The sequence below is a fragment of the Pseudomonas sp. GW821-FHT01E10 genome (assembly GCF_059422365.1).
In genome coordinates, this window is the sequence record NZ_JBWKWT010000017.1 from 25,313 (window position 1) to 44,934 (window position 19,622).

Consider the following 19,622-nt stretch of genomic DNA (forward strand, 5'->3'; position numbering starts at 1 on the left):
GCGAGGCACCGAATGGAGGGGCAAAAGCGTTTTGGTTACTTTGGGGCTTTTCCAAAGTGACCCGCCGTAAGGGCGGAACCCTAAGTGGCCGTTACAGAAAAAACGGATATGTACGCCACCAAAAAGCCATAAAAAAACGGCCTCCCAAGTGGAGGCCGTTTTTCATTCCTGCATCCGGCTGCGCTTACGCCGTGCCCACTGCCGACTCACCCACCAGCGCCAATACATCATCACCAGACAATAAGCCAACGCCCCAAGCACCAGCCCCGTTACCACCGAACCCAGTAAAAACGGTTGCCACAAAGTCGAGAGCTCGCCGCTGATCCATGCCCAGGTCAACTCGTCCGGCAAGCTCCTGGCGGGGACGTCCATCAACCAGGCGCCGGTCTGGTAGGTGCAGAAGAACACCGCCGGCATGGTGATCGGGTTGGTCAGCCAGACCAGGCTGACCGCTATCGGCATGTTGCCGCGCACCACGATGGCGAGGATGGCCGCCAACAGCATTTGCAACGGGATGGGCAGGAACGCCGCGAACAGGCCGACGGCCATGGCCCGCGCGACGGAATGACGATTGAGGTGCCAGAGGTTCGGGTCATGCAGCAGGGTGCCAAGAAAGCGTAAGGATTTGTGTTCCCTGATGCTGGTCGGGTCTGGCATGTAGCGTTTGAATAAGCGCCGGGGCATAAGGCTTCTCGGTCGGTTAAGGCGGCAAGTATGTCTGGATTCTACGAACCGCCCATTCAGACTTTGTGACAATTGTTAACGACGCCTGTGCGGCGCGACGGCTAAGCCTAGGGAGGGGACTCTCAAGGACGGGCTTATGCGCACAGGGATGATGGCGCTGGCGTTGGGTCTGCTGGCCCTGCGTTTTTTGCCGGCACTGCCGCCGGCAGGGTTGTGGCTGTTGTTGCCGGTAGTGGGTTTGATGTTGCTGCCGTTTCGAACCTTTCCACTGGCATTTTGGTTGTTTGGCTTCAGTTGGGCGTGTGCGAATGCGCAGTGGGCGCTGGATGATCGCCTGGCGCTGAAGCTCGATGGCGAGACTCGCTGGGTCGAAGGCCGGGTTACCGGGTTGCCGCAGCAGGCCGAGGGTGTAGTGCGTTTCGAACTGACAGACAGTCAGTCGCGTCGCACCCAACTGCCCCGGCACCTGCGTCTGGCCTGGTATGGCGGGCCGCCCGTCAACAGTGGCGAGCGGTGGCGGCTGGCAGTCAAATTGAAGCGTCCTGCCGGGCTGCTCAACCCTCATGGTTTTGATTACGACGCCTGGTTGCTGGCCCAACGTATTGGCGCCACTGGGACCGTCAAGGACGGTCAGCGACTGGGGCAAGCGCAGTGGGCCTGGCGCGACGGCATTCGTCAGCGTTTGCAGGCCGTGGATGCGCACGGGCGAACGGGAGCGCTGACGGCGTTGGTGCTGGGGGACGGCGCCGGGCTGAGCCGTGAGGACTGGCAGGTGCTGCAAGACACCGGCACCGTGCATCTGTTGGTGATTTCCGGGCAACACATTGGTTTGCTGGCGGGGCTGGTGTATCTGCTGATCGCCGGGCTGGCGCGCTATGGCTTATGGCCCAGGCGCTTGCCGTGGCTGCCATGGGCGTGTGGGCTGGCGTTCGCGGCAGCGCTCGGTTATGGGCTGCTGGCCGGTTTCGAGGTGCCGGTGCGTCGGGCCTGCCTGATGATTGGTCTGCTGTTGTTGTGGCGGCTACGGTTTCGTCACCTCGGCGCCTGGTGGCCGCTGTTGCTGGCGCTTGACGGTGTTTTGCTGCTGGACCCGCTGGCAAGCCTGCAACCGGGTTTCTGGTTGTCCTTTGCGGCAGTAGCGGTGCTGATTTTCACCTTTGGCGGGCGATTGGGCCCGTGGCGTTGGTGGCAAACCTGGACCCGTGCCCAATGGCTGATCGCAATCGGTCTGTGCCCGCTGCTGTTGGTACTGGGGTTGCCGATCAGTCTCAGCGGGCCGCTGGCCAATCTTCTGGCGGTGCCCTGGATCAGCCTGCTGGTCTTGCCGCCGGCCTTGCTCGGAACGCTGCTGTTGCCCGTTCCCTATGTGGGCGAGGGGTTACTGTGGTTGGCTGGCGGTCTGATCGACCTTTTGTTCAAGGGGCTGGTGTTGGTGGCCGGGCAATTGCCCGCGTGGGTGCCGGTGGCGGTTCCGTTGTGGGTTTGGGCGTTCGGCGCGCTGGGCGCATTTCTGCTGTTACTGCCACCGGGGGTGCCGTTGCGCCTGCTGGGCTGGCCGATGTTGCTGTTGCTGGTTTTTGCGCCCCGGCACACGCTGCCTGAAGGCGTCGCCGAAATCTGGCAACTGGATGTCGGCCAGGGGTTGGCCATTCTGGTGCGCACCCGCCATCACACTCTGCTGTATGACGCCGGGCCACGGTTCGGCGATATCGACTTGGGTGAGCGGGTGGTGTTGCCAACATTGCGCAAACTGGGGGTGAATGGACTTGATCTGATGCTGATCAGCCATGCCGACGCCGATCACGCCGGCGGTGCGCGAGCGATTGCCAGCGGTGTACCGGTGACTCGGGTACTGAGTGGCGACCCACTGGCCCTGCCGGAGGAGCTACATGCCGAGGGCTGCGAGAGCGGTCAACAGTGGACCTGGGACGACGTGCGGTTCCAGCTCTGGCAGTGGTCGTCGGCCAGCGACAGCAATCAGAAATCCTGCGTGCTGCAGATCGAAGCCAACGGCGAGCGGTTGTTGCTGACCGGCGATATCGATACCGCGGCCGAGCGGGTGCTGCTCGAAGGTCCATTGGCGGTGCCGACGGACTGGTTGCAGGCCCCGCACCACGGCAGTCGCAGTTCATCTTCGATGGCGTTGCTCAGCGCTCTGCTGCCTAAAGCGGTGCTGATTTCCCGTGGCAACGGTAATTCTTTCGGTCATCCCCATCCCACAGTCGTGGCGCGTTATCAAAAGCGTGGCATGGCGATCTACGACAGCGCCGAGCAGGGTGCCATTCGTCTACAACTGGGGCGCTTCAAACCACCTTGGACGATGCTTCAGGAACGGCGTTTCTGGCGCGATCCGCCAGCATTGCGCCAGTAGCTCGCGTCATTAAAGCCCGACCGGATGCGACATCGCGGTCTTCGGTGCGCCCACCCCCTATGTTAGAGTGGCGCACTTTTTCGAGGGGACTGTCACTGTGTGGGAATTGGTCAAATCCGGCGGCTGGATGATGCTGCCGATCATTCTGAGTTCCATCGCGGCCATGGCGATCGTCGCCGAGCGTCTCTGGACCCTGCGCGCCAGCCGCGTGACCCCGGAGCACTTGCTCGGGCAGGTCTGGGTCTGGATCAAGGACAAGCAACTCAATAAAGAAAAACTCAAGGAGTTACGCGCCAACTCTCCGCTGGGCGAGATCCTGGCTGCCGGTCTGGCGAACTCCAAGCATGGTCGCGAGATCATGAAAGAGTGCATCGAAGAGGCCGCCGCGCGGGTGATTCATGAGCTCGAACGTTACATCAACGCCTTGGGCACCATCGCCGCCATGGCTCCGTTGCTGGGGCTGCTGGGTACGGTGCTGGGCATGATTGATATTTTCAGTGCGTTCATGGGCACGGGCATGGGCACCAACGCCGCGGTGCTGGCCGGGGGTATTTCCAAGGCCTTGATCACCACCGCCGCGGGCCTGATGGTCGGTATCCCGGCCGTGTTCTTCCACCGCTTCCTGCAACGCCGGATCGATGAGCTGGTGGTGGGCATGGAGCAAGAGGCGATCAAACTGGTCGAGGTTATTCAGGGCGATCGCGACGTGGACCTGGCCGAGGGTAAAGCGTGAAGTTCCGTCGTAAACCACGGGAAACGGTAGACATCAACCTCGCGTCGCTGATCGACGTGGTGTTTATCCTGTTGCTGTTTTTCGTCGTGACCACCACCTTCACCCGTGAAACCCAGTTGCGCGTCGATCTGCCGGAAGCGGTCAGCGGCTCCCCGGCCGAAGACCAGCAGCTCAAGCAACTGGACATCGCCATCAGCGCCGACGGGGCGTATTCGGTCAATAACCAGCTGTTGCCGAAGAACGACCTCACCAGCCTGATGGAAGCGCTACAGAAAGAATCCAATGGTGACACCAATCTGCCGTTGTCCATCAGCGCCGATGGCAAAACCCCCCATCAGTCCGTCATCACCGCGATGGACGCTGCCGGCAAGCTCGGTTTCAGCCACTTGCGCATGACCACTGTCGAGGCGGCGCCGGCGTCCTGATGGCCATGTCCGATCGATTGCTCGCCGCATGGTACGAAGGTCATCCGGCGTTGAAGCTGTTGCAGCCTCTTGAATGGCTGTATCGACGCGTGGTCACTGGCAAGCGCGAGCGCTTTTTGGCGGGCGAGGGCGAGATCTATCAGTCGCCGGTGCCGCTGATCGTGGTCGGCAACATCACGGTGGGCGGCACGGGCAAGACGCCGCTGATTCTGTGGATGATCCAGCACTGCCAGCGCAGCGGTCTGCGGGTGGGTGTGGTCAGCCGTGGTTACGGCGCCAAACCGCCGCAATTGCCGTGGCGGGTCGCGGCGGATCAAGGCGCGGACGTGGCGGGCGATGAGCCGCTGTTGATCGTCCAGCGCACCGGCGTGCCGCTGATGATCGACCCGGACCGCAGCCGTGCGGTCAAAGCCTTGCTGGCGAGTGAGCCGCTGGACCTGATCCTCTCCGACGACGGTATGCAGCATTACCGGCTGGCTCGAAACCTGGAACTGGTGCTGATCGACGCCGCTCGCGGCTTGGGCAACCGCCGTTGTCTGCCCGCCGGACCATTGCGCGAACCGGTCGAGCGCCTGCAAAGCGTCGATGCAGTGCTGTACAACGGCGCTGCCAATGATCGCGAAGACGGTTTTGCCTTCCAGTTGCAACCCACCGAACTGGTCAACCTGCACAGCGGCGAACGGCGGCCTCTGGACCACTTTCCCGCTGGTCAGGCCCTGCACGCCGTGGCCGGGATCGGCAATCCCCGGCGTTTCTTCACGACCCTCGAAACGCTACACTGGCGGCCAGTGCCCCATGCATTTGCCGACCACGCCGAATACAGCGTGCAGGCCTTGAATTTCACACCGTCATTGCCAGTGGTGATGACAGAAAAGGACGCGGTGAAGTGCCGTGCCTTCGCCGCCGCCGATTGGTGGTACCTGGCGGTCGATGCTGCGCCATCGCCGGCCTTCGTGGCCTGGTTCGATACACAGCTGATGCGCCTGTTGCCGGCTCGTCTTTTGCCTTAACTCCGTTTCTATCCAGGGAATGTACATGGACACCAAATTGCTCGACATCCTCGCTTGCCCGGTCTGCAAAGGCCCGCTCAAGCTCAGCGCCGACAAAACCGAGCTGATCAGCAAGGGCGCCGGCCTCGCGTACCCGATTCGCGACGGCATCCCGGTGATGCTCGAAAGCGAAGCGCGCACCCTGACCACCGATGAGCGTCTGGATAAATGACCACAGCCTTTACCGTTGTCATTCCATCGCGTTACGCCTCCACCCGCTTGCCGGGCAAGCCGCTGCTGCTGATCGCCGGCAAGCCGATGATCCAGCACGTCTGGGAACAGGCGAGCAAAAGCAGCGCCCAGCGCGTGGTGGTTGCCACTGACGATGCGCGCATCGTCGAGGCCTGCAAGGGCTTTGGTGCCGAAGTGGTGCTGACTCGCGAAGATCACAACTCCGGCACTGACCGCCTGGCTGAAGTTGCGGCGAAACTGGGCCTGGCCCCGGACGCGATCGTGGTCAATGTTCAGGGCGACGAGCCGTTGATCCCGCCAAGCGTGATCGATCAGGTCGCCGCCAACCTGGCTGCTCACACCGAAGCACGCATGGCCACCCTGGCCGAGCCGATCGAAGACGTCGAAACCCTGTTCAACCCCAATGTGGTCAAAGTGGTCAGCGACCTCAATGGCCTGGCGCTGACCTTCAGTCGTGCCACCTTGCCGTGGGCTCGGGACGCGTTTGCCAAGAGCCGCGAGCAATTGCCGGAAGGCGTGCCATATCGCCGCCACATCGGCATTTATGCTTACCGTGCCGGCTTCCTTCAGGACTTCGTTACCTGGGGCCCGTGCTGGCTGGAAAACACCGAGTCTCTGGAACAGCTGCGTGCCCTCTGGCACGGCGTGCGGATTCACGTCGCCGATGCGCTGATCGCACCGCCCACCGGCGTCGACACCGTTGAAGATCTCGAGCGCGTTCGTCGCCTGCTGGAGGCCTGATGCGGGTTCTGTTCGTCTGCCTGGGCAACATCTGCCGTTCCCCCACGGCTGAGGGCGTATTGCGGCACAAGCTGCGTGAGGCGGGGCTGGCCGATCAAGTCGAAGTGGCTTCTGCCGGCACCGGTGACTGGCACGTCGGCAAGGCCCCGGACAAGCGCAGCCAGGCTGCGGCGAAACTGCGCGGCTACGACCTGTCCGCCCAGCGCGCCCAGCAAGTGACCCGCGCCGATTTCGCCACTTACGACCTGATTCTGGCGATGGACAACAGCAACCTGCGCCACCTCAAGGCCATGCAACCGGCCAAGGGCAAGGCCGAGCTGGATTTGTTCCTGCGTCGCTACCAGTCGGAAGTCGATGAAGTGCCGGATCCTTATTACGACGGCGACCAAGGCTTCGAACAGGTACTGGACCTGATCGAGCGCGCCAGCGATCTGCTGGTGATCGAATTGAAGGGACGGCTATGAGTTTGCAGGTTCAACCCCGGGTTTCGCTCAAACCGTACAACAGCTTTGGCGTGGACGTTCAGGCGCGGCTGTTTGCCGAAGCCCATAGCGATGCCGACGTGCGCGAAGCCCTGGCCTACGCGGTGGAACACGAAGTGCCGGTGCTGGTGATCGGTGGTGGCAGCAATTTGTTGCTGACCGCCGATGTGCCGGCACTGGTGTTGCGCATGGCCACTCGGGGGATTCGCCTGCTGAGCGATGACGGCAACCAGGTGGTGATCGAAGCCGAGGCGGGCGAGCCGTGGCACCCGTTTGTGCAACACACCCTGGCGCAAGGGTGGTCGGGGCTGGAAAACCTCAGCCTGATCCCCGGCACCGTCGGCGCGGCACCGATGCAGAACATCGGCGCTTACGGTGTCGAGATAAAGGACGTATTCGCCGGCCTGACAGCCCTCGATCGCCAGACCGGCGAGCTGCGGGACTTCACACTGGCCGAGTGCAACTTTGCCTACCGCGACAGCCTGTTCAAACAGGAGCCGGGGCGCTGGTTGATCCTGCGGGTGCGTTTCACCCTCACGCGCACCGCGCACCTGCACCTGGAATACGGCCCGGTGCGTCAGCGCCTGACCGAGCAGGGTATTGATCACCCGACGCCGACCGACGTCAGCCAGGCCATTTGCAGCATCCGCAGCGAAAAACTCCCGGACCCGGCGGTGCTCGGCAATGCCGGCAGCTTCTTCAAGAATCCGTTGGTGCCCGCCGCACTTGTGGCACAACTCAAGGGTGAATACCCGGATCTGGTGGCGTATGCGCAGCCCGATGGGCAAATGAAGCTAGCGGCGGGCTGGCTGATCGAACGCGCCGGCTGGAAAGGCTTTCGCGACGGCGATGCCGGTGTGCATAAATTACAGGCGCTGGTGCTGGTCAACTACGGCAGCGCAACGGGCCTGCAATTGCTGAATCTGGCGCAGCGCATTCAGAAAGACATTGCAGAGCGTTTCAAGGTCGACCTGGAAATGGAACCCAACCAGTATTGAGGCTACGCTTCAGGCTGATTAAAAAGCCCTGCACATTTTCAAATGTGCAGGGCTTTTTTGTTAATGCTCAGTTAACTTAGCCAGCTAACGATGCAAGCATTTGCTCCATCAAAGGCCCGGTGCAGACGTCGCGTCTACATAAGAGAGCCGATTAGCCTGAGTCGATCTGCGTGTAGTGAACCGCGAACCCCAAGCGGCAGATTGCTCGACCCCATAACCTCTATAACTATGCGGGCGTGCCCATGATTACCCTGAAACTCAATGGTCAAGATCATCAACTCGATGTCACCGAGGACATGCCGCTGCTCTGGGCGATCCGTGACGTGGCTGGCTACAACGGCACCAAATTCGGCTGCGGCATGGGCCTGTGCGGCGCCTGCACCATTCATATCGACGGCGCGCCAGCGCGCAGTTGCATCACACCGATCGGCTCGGTGGTCGGCCAGAACGTCAGCACCATCGACAACCTGCACGCCGACCCGGTGGGCAAAGTCGTCCAGCAAGCCTGGCTCGACAGCGCCGTGGCTCAGTGCGGTTATTGCCAGGGTGGACAGATCATGTCGGCCACCGCGCTGCTGAAAACCAACCCGAACCCCAGCGACGAGCAGATTGAAGAGGCGATGGTCGGCAATATTTGCCGTTGCGGCACCTACAACCGGATCAAGACCGCCATCCGCCAGGCATCCACTCACCTGAAGGAGGCCAAGGCATGAGCCAGCTACCGAATGATTTTGCGCTGAGTAATCTCAGCCGACGCGGTTTCCTCAAGGGCGTGGGCGCCACCAGTGCGCTGGTGCTGGCCGCCAGTTGGGGCTGGCAGGATGCATTAGCCGCCGAAAAAGAGCAGAAATTCGGTGCCGACGGCATGCCCAACGGCTGGATCGATGATCCGAAGGTTTACATCAGCATCGCCGCCGATGGCAGCGTGACGGTGATTTGCAACCGTTCGGAAATGGGCCAGGGCGTGCGCACCAGTCTGTCCATGGTGGTGGCCGATGAACTGGAAGCCGACTGGGCACAGGTCAAAGTGCAACAGGCGCCGGGCGATGAAGTACGTTTCGGCAATCAGGACACCGACGGCTCGCGCAGCATGCGTCATTGGTACGAGCCGATGCGCCGTTGCGGTGCTGCCGCGCGGACCATGCTTGAGCAAGCTGCTGCCGCGCAATGGAAAGTGCCGGTCAGCGAGTGCCATGCGCAACTGCACAAGGTCATCCATAAATCGACTGGCCGTGAATTGGGCTACGGCGCGTTGGCCGCAGCAGCCAGTGCGCTTACGGTGCCGGCTCGCGACAGCCTGCGGCTCAAGCAGCCGTCGGAGTTTCGCTACATCGGCAAGGAAGGCACCAAGGCCATCGACGGTGTGGACATCGTCAACGGTCGCGCGGTCTACGGCGCCGATGTGCATTTCGACGGCATGCTTTTCGCCACCATCGCCCGTCCGGCGGTCTACGGCGGCAAGGTCAGATCCTTCGATGCCAGCGCTGCGATGAAAGTCCCGGGGGTGATCAAGGTTCTGCAAATCGAAAGCCGTCCATTGCCGTCCGAGTTCCAGCCTCTTGGCGGTGTGGCTGTGGTGGCCAGCAACACCTGGGCGGCGATCAAGGGTCGCGAAGCGCTGAAGATCGAGTGGGATGACGGCCCCAACGCCAGTTACGACTCGATCGCCTACCGCAAGGAACTCGAAGCCGCGTCGCTCAAGCCCGGCAAAGTGGTGCGCAACACCGGCAACATCGACCAGGCCGTGAGCGCTGCCGACAGCACCCTTGAAGCTTCCTACTATCTGCCGCACCTGGCGCAATCGCCGATGGAGCCGATGGTCGCCATCGCCCGTTTCAAGGACGGTGTGTGTGAGGCCTGGGCGCCAAGCCAGGCGCCGCAAGTCACCCGCGAGCGGATTGGCGAGCGCCTGGGCATTCCGTTCGATAACGTCACGTTCAACGTCACCTTGCTCGGCGGCGGTTTTGGTCGTAAGTCCAAGCCGGACTTCGTGGTTGAAGCGGCGATCCTGGCCAAGGAATTCCCGGGCAAAGCGGTGCGGGTGCAGTGGACCCGTGAAGACGACATCCACCACTCGTATTTCCACACCGTGTCTGCCGAATACCTCAAGGTCAGTCTGAACAAGGACGGCTTGCCGTCTGGCTGGCTGCACCGCACGGTGGCGCCAAGCATCACCGCGCTGTTCGCGCCGGGGATGAACCATGAAGCGGCTTTCGAGCTGGGCATGGGTTTTACCAACATGGCTTATGCGATCCCCAGCGTGCGCCTGGAAAACCCTGAAGCAGCGGTCCACACGCGGGTCGGCTGGTATCGCTCTGTGTCGAACATCCCTCATGGCTTTGCGATTCAGAGCTTTGTCGATGAACTGGCGCATAAGGCCGGCCAGGACCCGCTCAAATACCAGATCAAGCTGCTTGGCCCGGACCGTCAGATCGATCCGCGTACCTTGAGTGAAGAGTGGAACTACGGCGAATCCCCCGAGCGGTATCCGATCGATACCGCGCGGATGCGCACCGTGCTGGAAACCGCCGCTAAAGCCGCCGGATGGGGGCGTAAGCTACCCAAGGGCCGTGGCTTGGGCCTGGCGGTGCATTACAGCTTTGTCACTTATGTGGCAGCCGTGATCGAAGTCGAAGTCAAAGACGATGGCACGCTGATCGTGCACAAAGCCGACATCGCCGTGGATTGCGGCCCGCAGATCAACCCCGAGCGAATTCGCTCGCAGTTCGAAGGCGCCTGCGTCATGGGCCTGGGCAACGCGGTGCTGGGGGAAATCAGCTTCAAGGACGGCAAGGTCCAGCAGGACAACTTCCACATGTACGAAGTGGCGCGCATGTCCCTGGCACCGAAGGAAGTCGCCGTGCACCTGGTCACGCCACCGGGCAATGTACCGTTGGGCGGGGTCGGTGAGCCGGGCGTGCCGCCGATTGCGCCAGCGCTGTGCAACGCGATCTTCGCGGCCACCGGCAAACGCATCCGTAACTTGCCGGTTCGCTATCAGCTGCAAGGCTGGCAGAAGGCTGACGCCTGATGGATAGCGTCGATCTGAACGTCCTGCGCAGCGTGCTGGAATGGCGCCGCGCCGGTCAGCGGGTGATGTTGTACAGCGTGGTTCAGACCTGGGGTACCGCGCCCCGGGCACCTGGCGCCATGCTCGCCTTGCGTGGCGATGGCGTAGTGATTGGCTCGGTGTCCGGTGGCTGTGTCGAGGATGACCTGATTGCCCGGCTGCACGATGGCCGTATCCCGGCCGATGGGCCTCCGGTGCAGTTGATTACTTATGGCGTCACTCGTGAGGAGGCCGCGCGGTTTGGTTTGCCCTGCGGCGGCACGTTGCGCCTGACCGAGGAGCGCGTCGGCGATCCGGCTTGGGTCGCCCAGTTGCTGGCGCGCTGCGAGGCGCATGAAATTGTTGGGCGCTCGCTGGATATTGCGACCGGTGAAGTGGTTCTGCAGCCGGCGAACAAGCACGATGTGCTGAGTTTTGATGGCAACGCACTGCGCGCCATTTACGGCCCGCGTTGGCGATTGTTGTTGATCGGCGCGGGGCAGCTATCGCGGTATGTCGCCGAGATGGCACGGCTGCTGGATTTCGAAGTGCTGATCTGCGATCCGCGCACCGAGTTCGTCTACGGCTGGGAAGAACAACACGGTCGCTTCGTTCCGGGCATGCCCGACGAAGCAGTGCTGACCATCCAGACCGACGAACGCACCGCCATCGTCGCGCTCACCCACGATCCGCGCCTGGATGACATGGCGCTGCTCACGGCCCTGGATTCCAGGGCATTTTATGTCGGTGCGCTGGGTTCGCGAGTCAACAGTCAGAAGCGCCGGGACAACCTGGCTCAGCTAGGCTTGTCCCAACAGGCCATCGAGCGCTTGCACGGCCCGATCGGCTTGCACATCGGCAGCCATACTCCGGCGGAAATCGCCTTGTCGCTGCTGGCCGAGATTGTGGCGATCAAGAACGGCATCGAGCTCAAGCAGAAAAGGCCGTTGCAGGAGGGCGTATGAGTGACTCCATTGGCGTTATCGTTCTAGCCGCCGGGCAGGGCAGCCGGTTTCGACAGGTAGCGGGTGACGATAAGGACAAGTTGCTGGTGGACTGCACCGCCCGTGATGGCATCACCGTGCACTCAATGATCGAGCAGGTGCTGGTGAATCTGCCAACCACACTCGAGAAGCGTGTGCTGGTCACCACCGCGGACCGCCCGCAAGTGATTCGCATGGCGCAGGCTTATGGTTGCGAAATTGTGCGAATCGAGACGACCGGCCTGGGCGACAGCATTGCGGCGGGTGTGGCGGCCTGTTCGCACCTCGGTGGCTGGCTGATCATGCTGGGGGATATGCCGTTTATCCTGCCGTCGAGCATTGAGCAGGTCGTCGCGGCCATTGCGGATGACACCATCAGCGTGCCGGTGCATGAAGGGCAATATGGGCATCCGGTGGGGTTCGGGCGAAGCTTCGGTCCGGGATTGATGGCGCTGACCGGCGATCAGGGCGCCAAGTCACTGTTTGCGCAGGCGAGGGTGGTCGAGGTGGCGGTGGAGGATCCGGGTGTGTTGTGGGATGTGGACATACCAGAGAGGTTGGTCTTCGCCTGATGCACCGCCATCGCGGTTTTCCTGCGAAGCAACCGACATAAAAAAAGCCCCGCCTGGGATCACCAGGCGGGGCTTTTTAGTGGCCGATGGAATCAGGCGAGGGGTTTAGGCTCGTGCTCTTTTTCCAGGGCTTGCTCGTGTTGCTCTAACGCTTCCTGTACGGAGCGCGGTGCTTCGTCGATCACGGATTCAACCGGCTCGGCAGACACTTCAGCGGCCGGGGCAGGGGCTGCCTCGACGACTTCAGCAACAACCGGTGCTGGCTCGGCAGCGGCCGGAGCAGCAGCGGCAGCCAGTTCGGCTTCCTTCTGCAGACGCTCGGCTTCACGCTTGCGACGACGTACTTCACGCGGGTCGTTCGGCGCACGGCCACTTGGAGTCAGAGCGCTGACAGGGGCGGCTTCGACCACGGGTGCAGCTTCGGCAACCACCGGTGCTTCAAGCAGCGGAGCAGGCTCGGCAGCCGCAACCACTGGCTCGGAGACCGTGGCTTCAGCCGCTGGGGCTTCAGCAACCGGAGCCTCAGCGACTGGCGCTGGAGCTTCGACAGCAACCGGTGGCTCGGCAACCCAGTTGAACGTGGTTTGTTCTTCACGAACTTCGCGTACCTGTTCAGCCACTGGTGCTTCAACGACAGGTTCTGCAGCAACCACTGGTTCGGCGGCAGCTTCAACTTCAGGCCGCGCTTCACGAGCCGGGGCCACTTCTATTTCCGGAGCGGCGATGACTTCCACCGGCGTGCTCGCTTCAACCACTGGCGCTTCAACCGGAGCGGTTTCCAGAGTGGCAGCAGTAGCGCGTTCGGCTTGCTCGTTGGCTTGTGCTTCAGCAGGTGCGCTGATCACGGTGCTGGCAACGGCTGCGGTAACAGCCAGGCCGGCGGCCAGATCGGCAGCGCTTGGCGCTTCGGCGTTTTCAGTGGATTCGGACTCTTCCGAACCTTCGATCACGTTGCCATTGGCATCGCGCTGACGCTCACGACGGTTGCTGCGACGACGCTGGCCACGGGAGCGGCGGCGTGGACGATCGCCTTCGGCGACTTCCTGACCATCTTCCTGCAGTTGCTCTTCGTTGGTTGGCAGCTCTTCTTCGGCAGCGGCAGCCGCGGCTTGCTCGGTGCGTGGTTGACGTTCTTCACGCGGTGGGCGTGGAGCGCGCTCTTCGCGTGGCTGACGGGCCGGACGCTCTTCAGCGGTGGCAGCGGCGGCCGGAGCGGCATCCAGAGGCTCGCGCAGTTCACGAACCGGACGTTCTTCACGCTCGCCACGAGGCTTGCGATCTTCACGCGGTGCGCGCGGTGCACGTTCTTCACGAGGGGCACGTGGAGCGCGTTCTTCGCGGGCGACTGCTGGCGTTTCTTCGCGGGCTTCGCGTGGTTGACGCTCTTCGCGTGGCTCACGTGGTGCGCGCTCTTCACGCGGTGCACGTTCCTCACGAGGCTTGCGCTCTTCATCGCGGCGACCGTTACGGTTGCGGCTCTGCTGACGACCGTTGCGACGCTCTTCGTTGCGGGCAGGGCGCTCGGTAGTCGCTGGTTTTTCAACCACGACCGGCGCAACTGGCTCTTCCTTGGTCGCGAACAGGCTGATCAGCGACTTCACCAGGCCCTTGAACAGGCTTGGCTCAGGCGCGGCAACCGGCGCAGCTACTGGGGCGGCGACGACTTCGGTCGGCACCGGAGCATTGGCGCGAGCCGGTGCAGTCTTGACTGCGGCTTCCTGGCGAACCAAGGTGCGGGTCGCGGCGGCTGGCTGGACTTCTTCGACTTCCGCAGCGGCAGCAGCGATCTCGTAGCTGGACTGGTTGATGCTGGCTTCCGGGCTGTCATCACGCAGACGCTGAACTTCGAAGTGCGGCGTTTCGAGGTGATCGTTCGGCAGAATGACGATGCGGGCGCGGGTGCGCAGTTCGATCTTGGTGATCGAGTTGCGTTTTTCGTTGAGCAGGAACGCTGCCACCGGGATCGGCACTTGTGCGCGAACTTCGGCGGTGCGGTCTTTCAGGGCTTCTTCTTCGATCAGGCGCAGGATCGCCAGCGACAGCGATTCAACGTCACGGATGATGCCGGTGCCGTTGCAACGCGGGCAAACGATGCCGCTGCTTTCGCCCAGCGATGGACGCAGGCGCTGACGGGACATTTCCAGCAGGCCGAAGCGCGAGATGCGACCGACTTGCACGCGGGCGCGGTCGGCTTCCAGGCATTCGCGGACTTTCTCTTCCACGGCGCGCTGGTTCTTGGCAGGGGTCATGTCGATGAAGTCGATGACGATCAGGCCGCCGATGTCGCGCAAGCGCAACTGACGGGCGATTTCTTCGGCGGCTTCAAGGTTGGTCTGCAGAGCGGTTTCTTCGATGTCGCTGCCTTTGGTGGCGCGCGCCGAGTTGATGTCGATGGACACCAGGGCTTCGGTCGGATCGATGACGATGGAGCCGCCGGAAGGCAGTTCGACGACGCGCTGGAAGGCGGTTTCGATCTGGCTTTCGATCTGGAAGCGGTTGAACAGCGGAACGCTGTCTTCGTACAGCTTGATCTTGCTGGCGTACTGCGGCATCACCTGGCGAATGAAGGTCAGGGCTTCGTCCTGGGCTTCAACGCTGTCGATCAGCACTTCGCCGATGTCCTGGCGCAGGTAATCGCGGATGGCGCGGATGATCACGTTGCTTTCCTGGTAGATCAGGAACGGCGCGGCGCGGTCCAGCGAGGCTTCTTTGATGGCGGTCCAGAGTTGCAGCAGGTAGTCGAGGTCCCACTGCATTTCTTCGCTGCTGCGGCCAAGGCCGGCAGTGCGAACGATCAGACCCATGTCGGCCGGGGCAACCAGGCCGTTGAGGGCTTCACGCAGTTCGTTGCGCTCTTCACCTTCGATGCGACGGGAGATACCGCCGGCACGCGGGTTGTTCGGCATCAGAACCAGGTAACGACCGGCCAGGCTGATGAAGGTGGTCAGGGCGGCGCCCTTGTTGCCACGTTCTTCTTTTTCGACTTGAACGATGACTTCCTGGCCTTCGCTCAGGACGTCCTTGATGTTGACGCGGCCTTCGGGAGTTTTCTTGAAGTATTCGCGGGAGATTTCTTTGAGGGGCAGGAAGCCGTGGCGCTCAGAGCCGAAATCGACAAAGGCAGCCTCAAGGCTTGGTTCGATGCGAGTAATCCGGCCTTTATAGATGTTGGCCTTCTTCTGCTCGCGTGCACCGGATTCGATGTCCAGGTCGTAGAGGCGTTGGCCATCTACCAGTGCAACACGCAACTCTTCAGGTTGAGTCGCGTTAATCAGCATTCTTTTCATGTAGTACCGTCGGTTTCCGGGCTGCCGGAAACGGCGTTCGGCACACACGACTTCTCACGGTCGGTGTCAGGTGCGTCGGGAGCGGTTGGCCATTCCCGTGTCCAGCGATGTCCGACCAATTGGGCCGGTATCGCGACGTACGCGTCCTGCTTGCTGTGGCTACTTAAGCACTCAGTCAGGAGGAGGAATCAACCGGCGGCTGTGGACGAGATGAAGCGTCTTGATAAAGCCTATTGCTACACAGTCCAGCGGTTGTGCATCTCCACCCTACACGTATCCCTGATAATTCGGGTGCTGCCGCGCGCAGAATCCGCAGCGGGTTGGCATTTACCGTGAGCTCCGAAAGGGGAGGTCACGCATCATGGCTAATTTAGGCGTTGTTTCCGAAGCGTTCGCTCGGGGTCGTTTGCAGCTGACTGCACTTTGTGAACTGGCCGTGAATATTTGCTCGGAAGGCGAGTGAAAACTCTGCTTTGCGGCATGATTCAGGCCTTATGTCACCTGCGCTTGTTACAACTGCAAACTCTGCCGTTACGTAGCGAAAGCCCCGTAGGACGGCCTCTCGTCCTCGTGAATTGCGTTGGTCAGGGCCGGTTTTTGACCGTTAGTCCGCTGTCCAGGCCACTTTTGGCGGCGTTCGCGACTATAGCAGCAATGATTAAGTGCTTCAATTCCATAAAAAATTGTTATCATCCGCACCATGACGACTACTGCCCCTTCGACCCCAGGCGTACAACTGCTTGAGGTCTCGCCGGAATATGCCGGCCAACGTATTGATAACTTCCTTCTCGCTCGGCTCAAAGGCGTGCCCAAGACCTTGATTTACCGCATTTTGCGTAAAGGCGAAGTGCGGGTGAACAAAGGTCGGATCAAGCCCGAATACAAGCTGCAGGCGGGCGATATCGTGCGCGTGCCGCCGGTTCGCGTGCCCGAACGCGACGAGCCCGTGCCACTGGCGCAGGGGCTGCTGCGGCGGCTCGAGGCCTCGATTGTCTACGAAGACAAGGCGCTGATCGTGATCAACAAGCCCGCTGGCATCGCGGTTCACGGCGGCAGCGGCTTGAATTACGGCGTCATCGAAGCCTTTCGTCAGTTACGTCCTGATGCAAAAGAGCTCGAGTTGGTTCACCGCCTCGACCGGGACACGTCCGGCCTGCTGATGATCGCCAAAAAGCGCAGCATGTTGCGTCACTTGCACGCCGCATTGCGCGGTGATGGCGTCGACAAGCGCTATATGGCGCTGGTGCGCGGCAACTGGGCGACCTCGATCAAGCAAGTCCGTGCGCCGTTGCAAAAGAGCAATCTGCGCTCCGGCGAGCGCATGGTCGAAGTCGACGAAGAAGGCAAGGAAGCCCTGACCGTGTTCAAGGTGCTGCGCCGCTTCGGTGACTTTGCCACCATGGTCGAAGCCAAGCCGATCACCGGTCGCACTCACCAGATTCGCGTCCATACTTTGCATGCCGGGCATTGCATCGCCGGCGACACCAAGTACGGCGATGAAGATTTCAGCAAGGAAATTCGTGACCTGGGCGGCAAGCGTCTATTCCTGCATGCCTACATGCTGACCGTGCCGCTGCCTGATGGCGGCGAGCTGAAGTTGCAGGCGCCGGTCGACGAGATGTGGGCCAAAACCGTGGAGCGATTGAGTGCGCCCATCTGATTACAAACTGCTGATTTTCGATTGGGACGGCACGCTCGCAGACTCCATTGGTCGGATTGTCGAGGCGATGCACGTGGCGTCCAGGCGCTCTGGCTTCCCGTTGCGCGATGATTTTGCGGTCAAAGGCATTATCGGTCTCGGGTTGCCGGAGGCGATTCGGACTTTGTATCCCGAGATCGGCGATGGCGAGCTTATGGCTTTCCGTGACTATTATGCGGAGCACTACATCGCGGCAGAGGCTGTTCCTTCGCCGTTGTTCGAGGGCGTGCTTGAGTCGATGGAGGCGTTTCGTGCTGACGGCTATCACCTGGCGGTTGCCACCGGCAAGGCTCGGCGCGGGCTGGACCGGGTGCTGAAAGCTCACGGCTGGGAAGATTATTTTGATGTCACTCGCGCAGCCGATGAAACGGCCAGCAAGCCCCATCCGTTGATGCTTGAGCAGATTCTCGTCCATTGCGAGGTTCGTCCGGAGCAGGCGCTGATGGTCGGGGATTCGTCCTTCGATCTGCAGATGGCGCGCAACGCCGGCATGGATTCGGTGGCGGTCAGCTATGGCGCTCAATCGATTGAGGCGTTGCAGCAGTTCGAACCGCGGCTGTCCATTGATCGTTTTTCAGAATTGCGCGCCTGGCTGAGTCAGCGGGCATAACGGTTTTTTGCAGGGGTAAATGTCATGACCGACGAATGGAAAGCACCCGCCAAGGCGAGCGCGGAGAGCGGTGACGAAAAAAGCTGGAAGCTGCTGGAAAAGACCCTGCTGGCCAGTGTGCAGGAGCATCGCCGATCCCGTCGCTGGGGGATTTTCTTCAAGCTGCTGACCTTTGCATATCTGTTGCTTGCGTTGTTCTTGTTCTCGCCGCTGATGGATATGGAAAAAAGCGCCACTCGCGGTTCCGCTTACACGGCGCTGATCGATATAACCGGCATGATCGCCGACAAAGAACCGGCGAGTGCAGATAATATCGTAGGCAGTCTGCGTAAAGCCTTCGAGGACAACAAGGTCAAGGGTGTGATCCTGCGGATCAACAGTCCGGGCGGCAGTCCGGTGCAGTCGGGTTATGTCTATGACGAGATTCGTCGTTTGCGCGGCTTGCATCCGGATACCAAGGTTTACGCGGTGATCTCGGATCTGGGAGCTTCCGGTGCCTATTACATTGCCAGTGCGGCAGATCAGATCTATGCCGACAAGGCGAGCCTGGTGGGTTCCATTGGTGTGACCGCGGCCGGTTACGGTTTTGTCGGCACCATGGAAAAATTGGGTGTCGAGCGTCGTACCTATACCTCTGGCGAGCACAAATCATTCCTCGATCCGTTCCAGCCGCAGAAGCCTGAAGAAACTCAGTTCTGGCAGGGTGTGCTCGACACCACTCATCAGCAGTTCATCAGTAGCGTCAAGAAGGGGCGTGGCGATCGTCTCAAGGACAAAGATCATCCGGAGCTGTTCTCCGGGCTGGTCTGGTCCGGTGAGCAGGCGCTGCCGCTGGGCTTGATTGATGGTCTGGGCAGTGCCAGTTCGGTGGCGCGTGACGTGATTGGCGAGAAAGAGCTGGTGGACTTCACTATCGAGGAGTCGCCGTTTGATCGCTTCTCGAAAAAGCTCGGTGCCAGCGTGGCTGAGCATTTGGCGATGTGGATGGGCTTCCAGGGGCCGGCGTTGCGCTGATCGTTGTCTGCATAAAAAAAACCGGCCTGTGTGGCCGGTTTTTTTGTGCGCGCGCAGCGGTTCAGGGTATTTGCACGCCTTCAGCCAGTAACATGTCAACCAGGCGAATCAGTGGCAGGCCGATCAGGCTGGTGGCGTCAGGGCCTTCGGTGCTTTGAAACAGGCTCACCCCTAATCCTTCAGCCTTGAAGCTGCCAGCGCAGTCGTAGGGCTGCTCGGCGTGCAGGTAGCGTTCGATGCGTGCTGCGTCGAGTGCGCGCATGTGCACGGTAAACGGCGCGCAGTCGACCTGGCAGTGGCCGGTCTGGCTGTTGAGCAATGCCAGCCCGGTGAGGAATGTCACACTGGCACCGCTCGATGCGAGCAGTTGTTCGCGGGCCTTTTCGAAGCTGTGTGGCTTGCCGATAATTCGCTGGCCAAGTACCGCGACCTGGTCCGAGCCGATGATCAGGTGAGCAGGATGGCTGGCGGTAAGTGCCCGGGCTTTTTCTTCGGCGAGGCGCTTTACCAGTTCGATGGCTGACTCGTTCGGGCGATGGCTTTCGTCAATATCCGGCGAGCTGCAAGTAAACGGCAGCTGCAGGCGGGCCAGCAATTCCCGGCGATAAACCGAGCTTGAAGCGAGTAATAAAGGCAGCATGCGCATCTCCAAAGGGCAAGGGGCGAATTCTAACGCAGGCTCAAGTGGCGGACAGGGCTGAATTTCCTTTGACATGGCTGGGGGCATCCCTAT

18 protein-coding genes are annotated in these 19,622 nt (G+C 61.4%); 15 read left to right on the forward strand and 3 right to left on the reverse strand.

The genetic code is table 11. The features are described from left to right. Positions 1-162 precede the first annotated feature (162 nt). Positions 163-684 carry a DUF2062 domain-containing protein gene (locus tag AC07V0_RS23640; protein WP_018926237.1) on the reverse strand — a complete coding sequence of 174 codons (522 nt, stop codon included), beginning with the start codon at positions 682-684 and terminating at the stop codon, positions 163-165. A 136-nt stretch (positions 685-820) separates the two neighbouring features. Between AC07V0_RS23640 and AC07V0_RS23645 the strand changes: the two genes are divergently transcribed. From AC07V0_RS23645 to AC07V0_RS23700, 12 genes are all read left to right on the forward strand, one after another. Further along, positions 821-3,055 (forward strand): DNA internalization-related competence protein ComEC/Rec2, encoded by a 2,235-nt coding sequence (locus tag AC07V0_RS23645; RefSeq protein WP_192350885.1) that lies wholly within the window; start codon positions 821-823, stop codon positions 3,053-3,055. A gap of 97 nt (positions 3,056-3,152) precedes the next feature. Next, positions 3,153-3,788 (forward strand): MotA/TolQ/ExbB proton channel family protein, encoded by a 636-nt coding sequence (locus AC07V0_RS23650; protein WP_007941964.1) that lies wholly within the window; start codon positions 3,153-3,155, stop codon positions 3,786-3,788. Further along, on the forward strand, positions 3,785-4,213 hold the full coding sequence (locus tag AC07V0_RS23655) for an ExbD/TolR family protein (RefSeq protein WP_018926235.1): 429 nt from the start codon (positions 3,785-3,787) through the stop codon (positions 4,211-4,213). The genes AC07V0_RS23650 and AC07V0_RS23655 overlap by 4 nt, the downstream gene beginning before the upstream one ends. After that, positions 4,213-5,223 (forward strand): tetraacyldisaccharide 4'-kinase, encoded by a 1,011-nt coding sequence (gene lpxK / locus AC07V0_RS23660; RefSeq protein ID WP_018926234.1) that lies wholly within the window; start codon positions 4,213-4,215, stop codon positions 5,221-5,223. Before AC07V0_RS23655 ends, lpxK begins: the two co-directional genes overlap by 1 nt. Before the next feature lie 25 nt (positions 5,224-5,248). Further along, positions 5,249-5,434 carry a Trm112 family protein gene (locus AC07V0_RS23665; protein WP_003179363.1) on the forward strand — a complete coding sequence of 62 codons (186 nt, stop codon included), beginning with the start codon at positions 5,249-5,251 and terminating at the stop codon, positions 5,432-5,434. Next, complete coding sequence (gene kdsB, locus AC07V0_RS23670) at positions 5,431-6,195, forward strand: 3-deoxy-manno-octulosonate cytidylyltransferase (RefSeq protein WP_018926233.1); 765 nt, start codon at positions 5,431-5,433, stop codon at positions 6,193-6,195. Before AC07V0_RS23665 ends, kdsB begins: the two co-directional genes overlap by 4 nt. Beyond that, positions 6,195-6,659 carry a low molecular weight protein-tyrosine-phosphatase gene (locus AC07V0_RS23675; RefSeq protein ID WP_192350887.1) on the forward strand — a complete coding sequence of 155 codons (465 nt, stop codon included), beginning with the start codon at positions 6,195-6,197 and terminating at the stop codon, positions 6,657-6,659. Before kdsB ends, AC07V0_RS23675 begins: the two co-directional genes overlap by 1 nt. Next, positions 6,656-7,675 (forward strand): UDP-N-acetylmuramate dehydrogenase, encoded by a 1,020-nt coding sequence (murB, locus tag AC07V0_RS23680; RefSeq protein ID WP_064616576.1) that lies wholly within the window; start codon positions 6,656-6,658, stop codon positions 7,673-7,675. The genes AC07V0_RS23675 and murB overlap by 4 nt, the downstream gene beginning before the upstream one ends. A 242-nt stretch (positions 7,676-7,917) precedes the next feature. Beyond that, positions 7,918-8,388, forward strand: a complete 471-nt coding sequence (locus tag AC07V0_RS23685) for a (2Fe-2S)-binding protein (RefSeq protein WP_007941956.1) — start codon at positions 7,918-7,920, stop codon at positions 8,386-8,388. Further along, positions 8,385-10,706 carry a xanthine dehydrogenase family protein molybdopterin-binding subunit gene (locus AC07V0_RS23690; RefSeq protein WP_495019976.1) on the forward strand — a complete coding sequence of 774 codons (2,322 nt, stop codon included), beginning with the start codon at positions 8,385-8,387 and terminating at the stop codon, positions 10,704-10,706. The genes AC07V0_RS23685 and AC07V0_RS23690 overlap by 4 nt, the downstream gene beginning before the upstream one ends. Continuing rightward, complete coding sequence (locus AC07V0_RS23695; protein ID WP_192350891.1) at positions 10,706-11,689, forward strand: XdhC family protein; 984 nt, start codon at positions 10,706-10,708, stop codon at positions 11,687-11,689. Before AC07V0_RS23690 ends, AC07V0_RS23695 begins: the two co-directional genes overlap by 1 nt. Beyond that, entirely contained in the window at positions 11,686-12,279 is a 594-nt protein-coding gene (locus AC07V0_RS23700) for a nucleotidyltransferase family protein (protein WP_192350893.1), read from the forward strand. The genes AC07V0_RS23695 and AC07V0_RS23700 overlap by 4 nt, the downstream gene beginning before the upstream one ends. 92 nt (positions 12,280-12,371) lie before the next feature. Here the strand turns inward: AC07V0_RS23700 and rne are convergent, their stop codons facing one another. Further along, positions 12,372-15,566 carry a ribonuclease E gene (gene rne / locus AC07V0_RS23705; RefSeq protein WP_310398330.1) on the reverse strand — a complete coding sequence of 1,065 codons (3,195 nt, stop codon included), beginning with the start codon at positions 15,564-15,566 and terminating at the stop codon, positions 12,372-12,374. A gap of 700 nt (positions 15,567-16,266) precedes the next feature. Between rne and rluC the strand changes: the two genes are divergently transcribed. From rluC to sppA, 3 genes are read left to right on the forward strand one after another with little or no spacing between them, the layout of a single operon-like run. Beyond that, complete coding sequence (gene rluC, locus AC07V0_RS23710) at positions 16,267-17,226, forward strand: 23S rRNA pseudouridine(955/2504/2580) synthase RluC (protein WP_192350897.1); 960 nt, start codon at positions 16,267-16,269, stop codon at positions 17,224-17,226. After that, positions 17,213-17,875 carry an HAD-IA family hydrolase gene (locus AC07V0_RS23715; protein ID WP_192350899.1) on the forward strand — a complete coding sequence of 221 codons (663 nt, stop codon included), beginning with the start codon at positions 17,213-17,215 and terminating at the stop codon, positions 17,873-17,875. Before rluC ends, AC07V0_RS23715 begins: the two co-directional genes overlap by 14 nt. 24 nt (positions 17,876-17,899) lie before the next feature. Then, entirely contained in the window at positions 17,900-18,889 is a 990-nt protein-coding gene (sppA, locus tag AC07V0_RS23720) for a signal peptide peptidase SppA (protein WP_064616586.1), read from the forward strand. 61 nt (positions 18,890-18,950) lie between these two features. On the opposite strand, the gene AC07V0_RS23725 is transcribed toward sppA, so the two are convergent. Further along, positions 18,951-19,529, reverse strand: a complete 579-nt coding sequence (locus tag AC07V0_RS23725) for a Maf family protein (RefSeq protein ID WP_192350901.1) — start codon at positions 19,527-19,529, stop codon at positions 18,951-18,953. Positions 19,530-19,622: the final 93 nt, after the last annotated feature.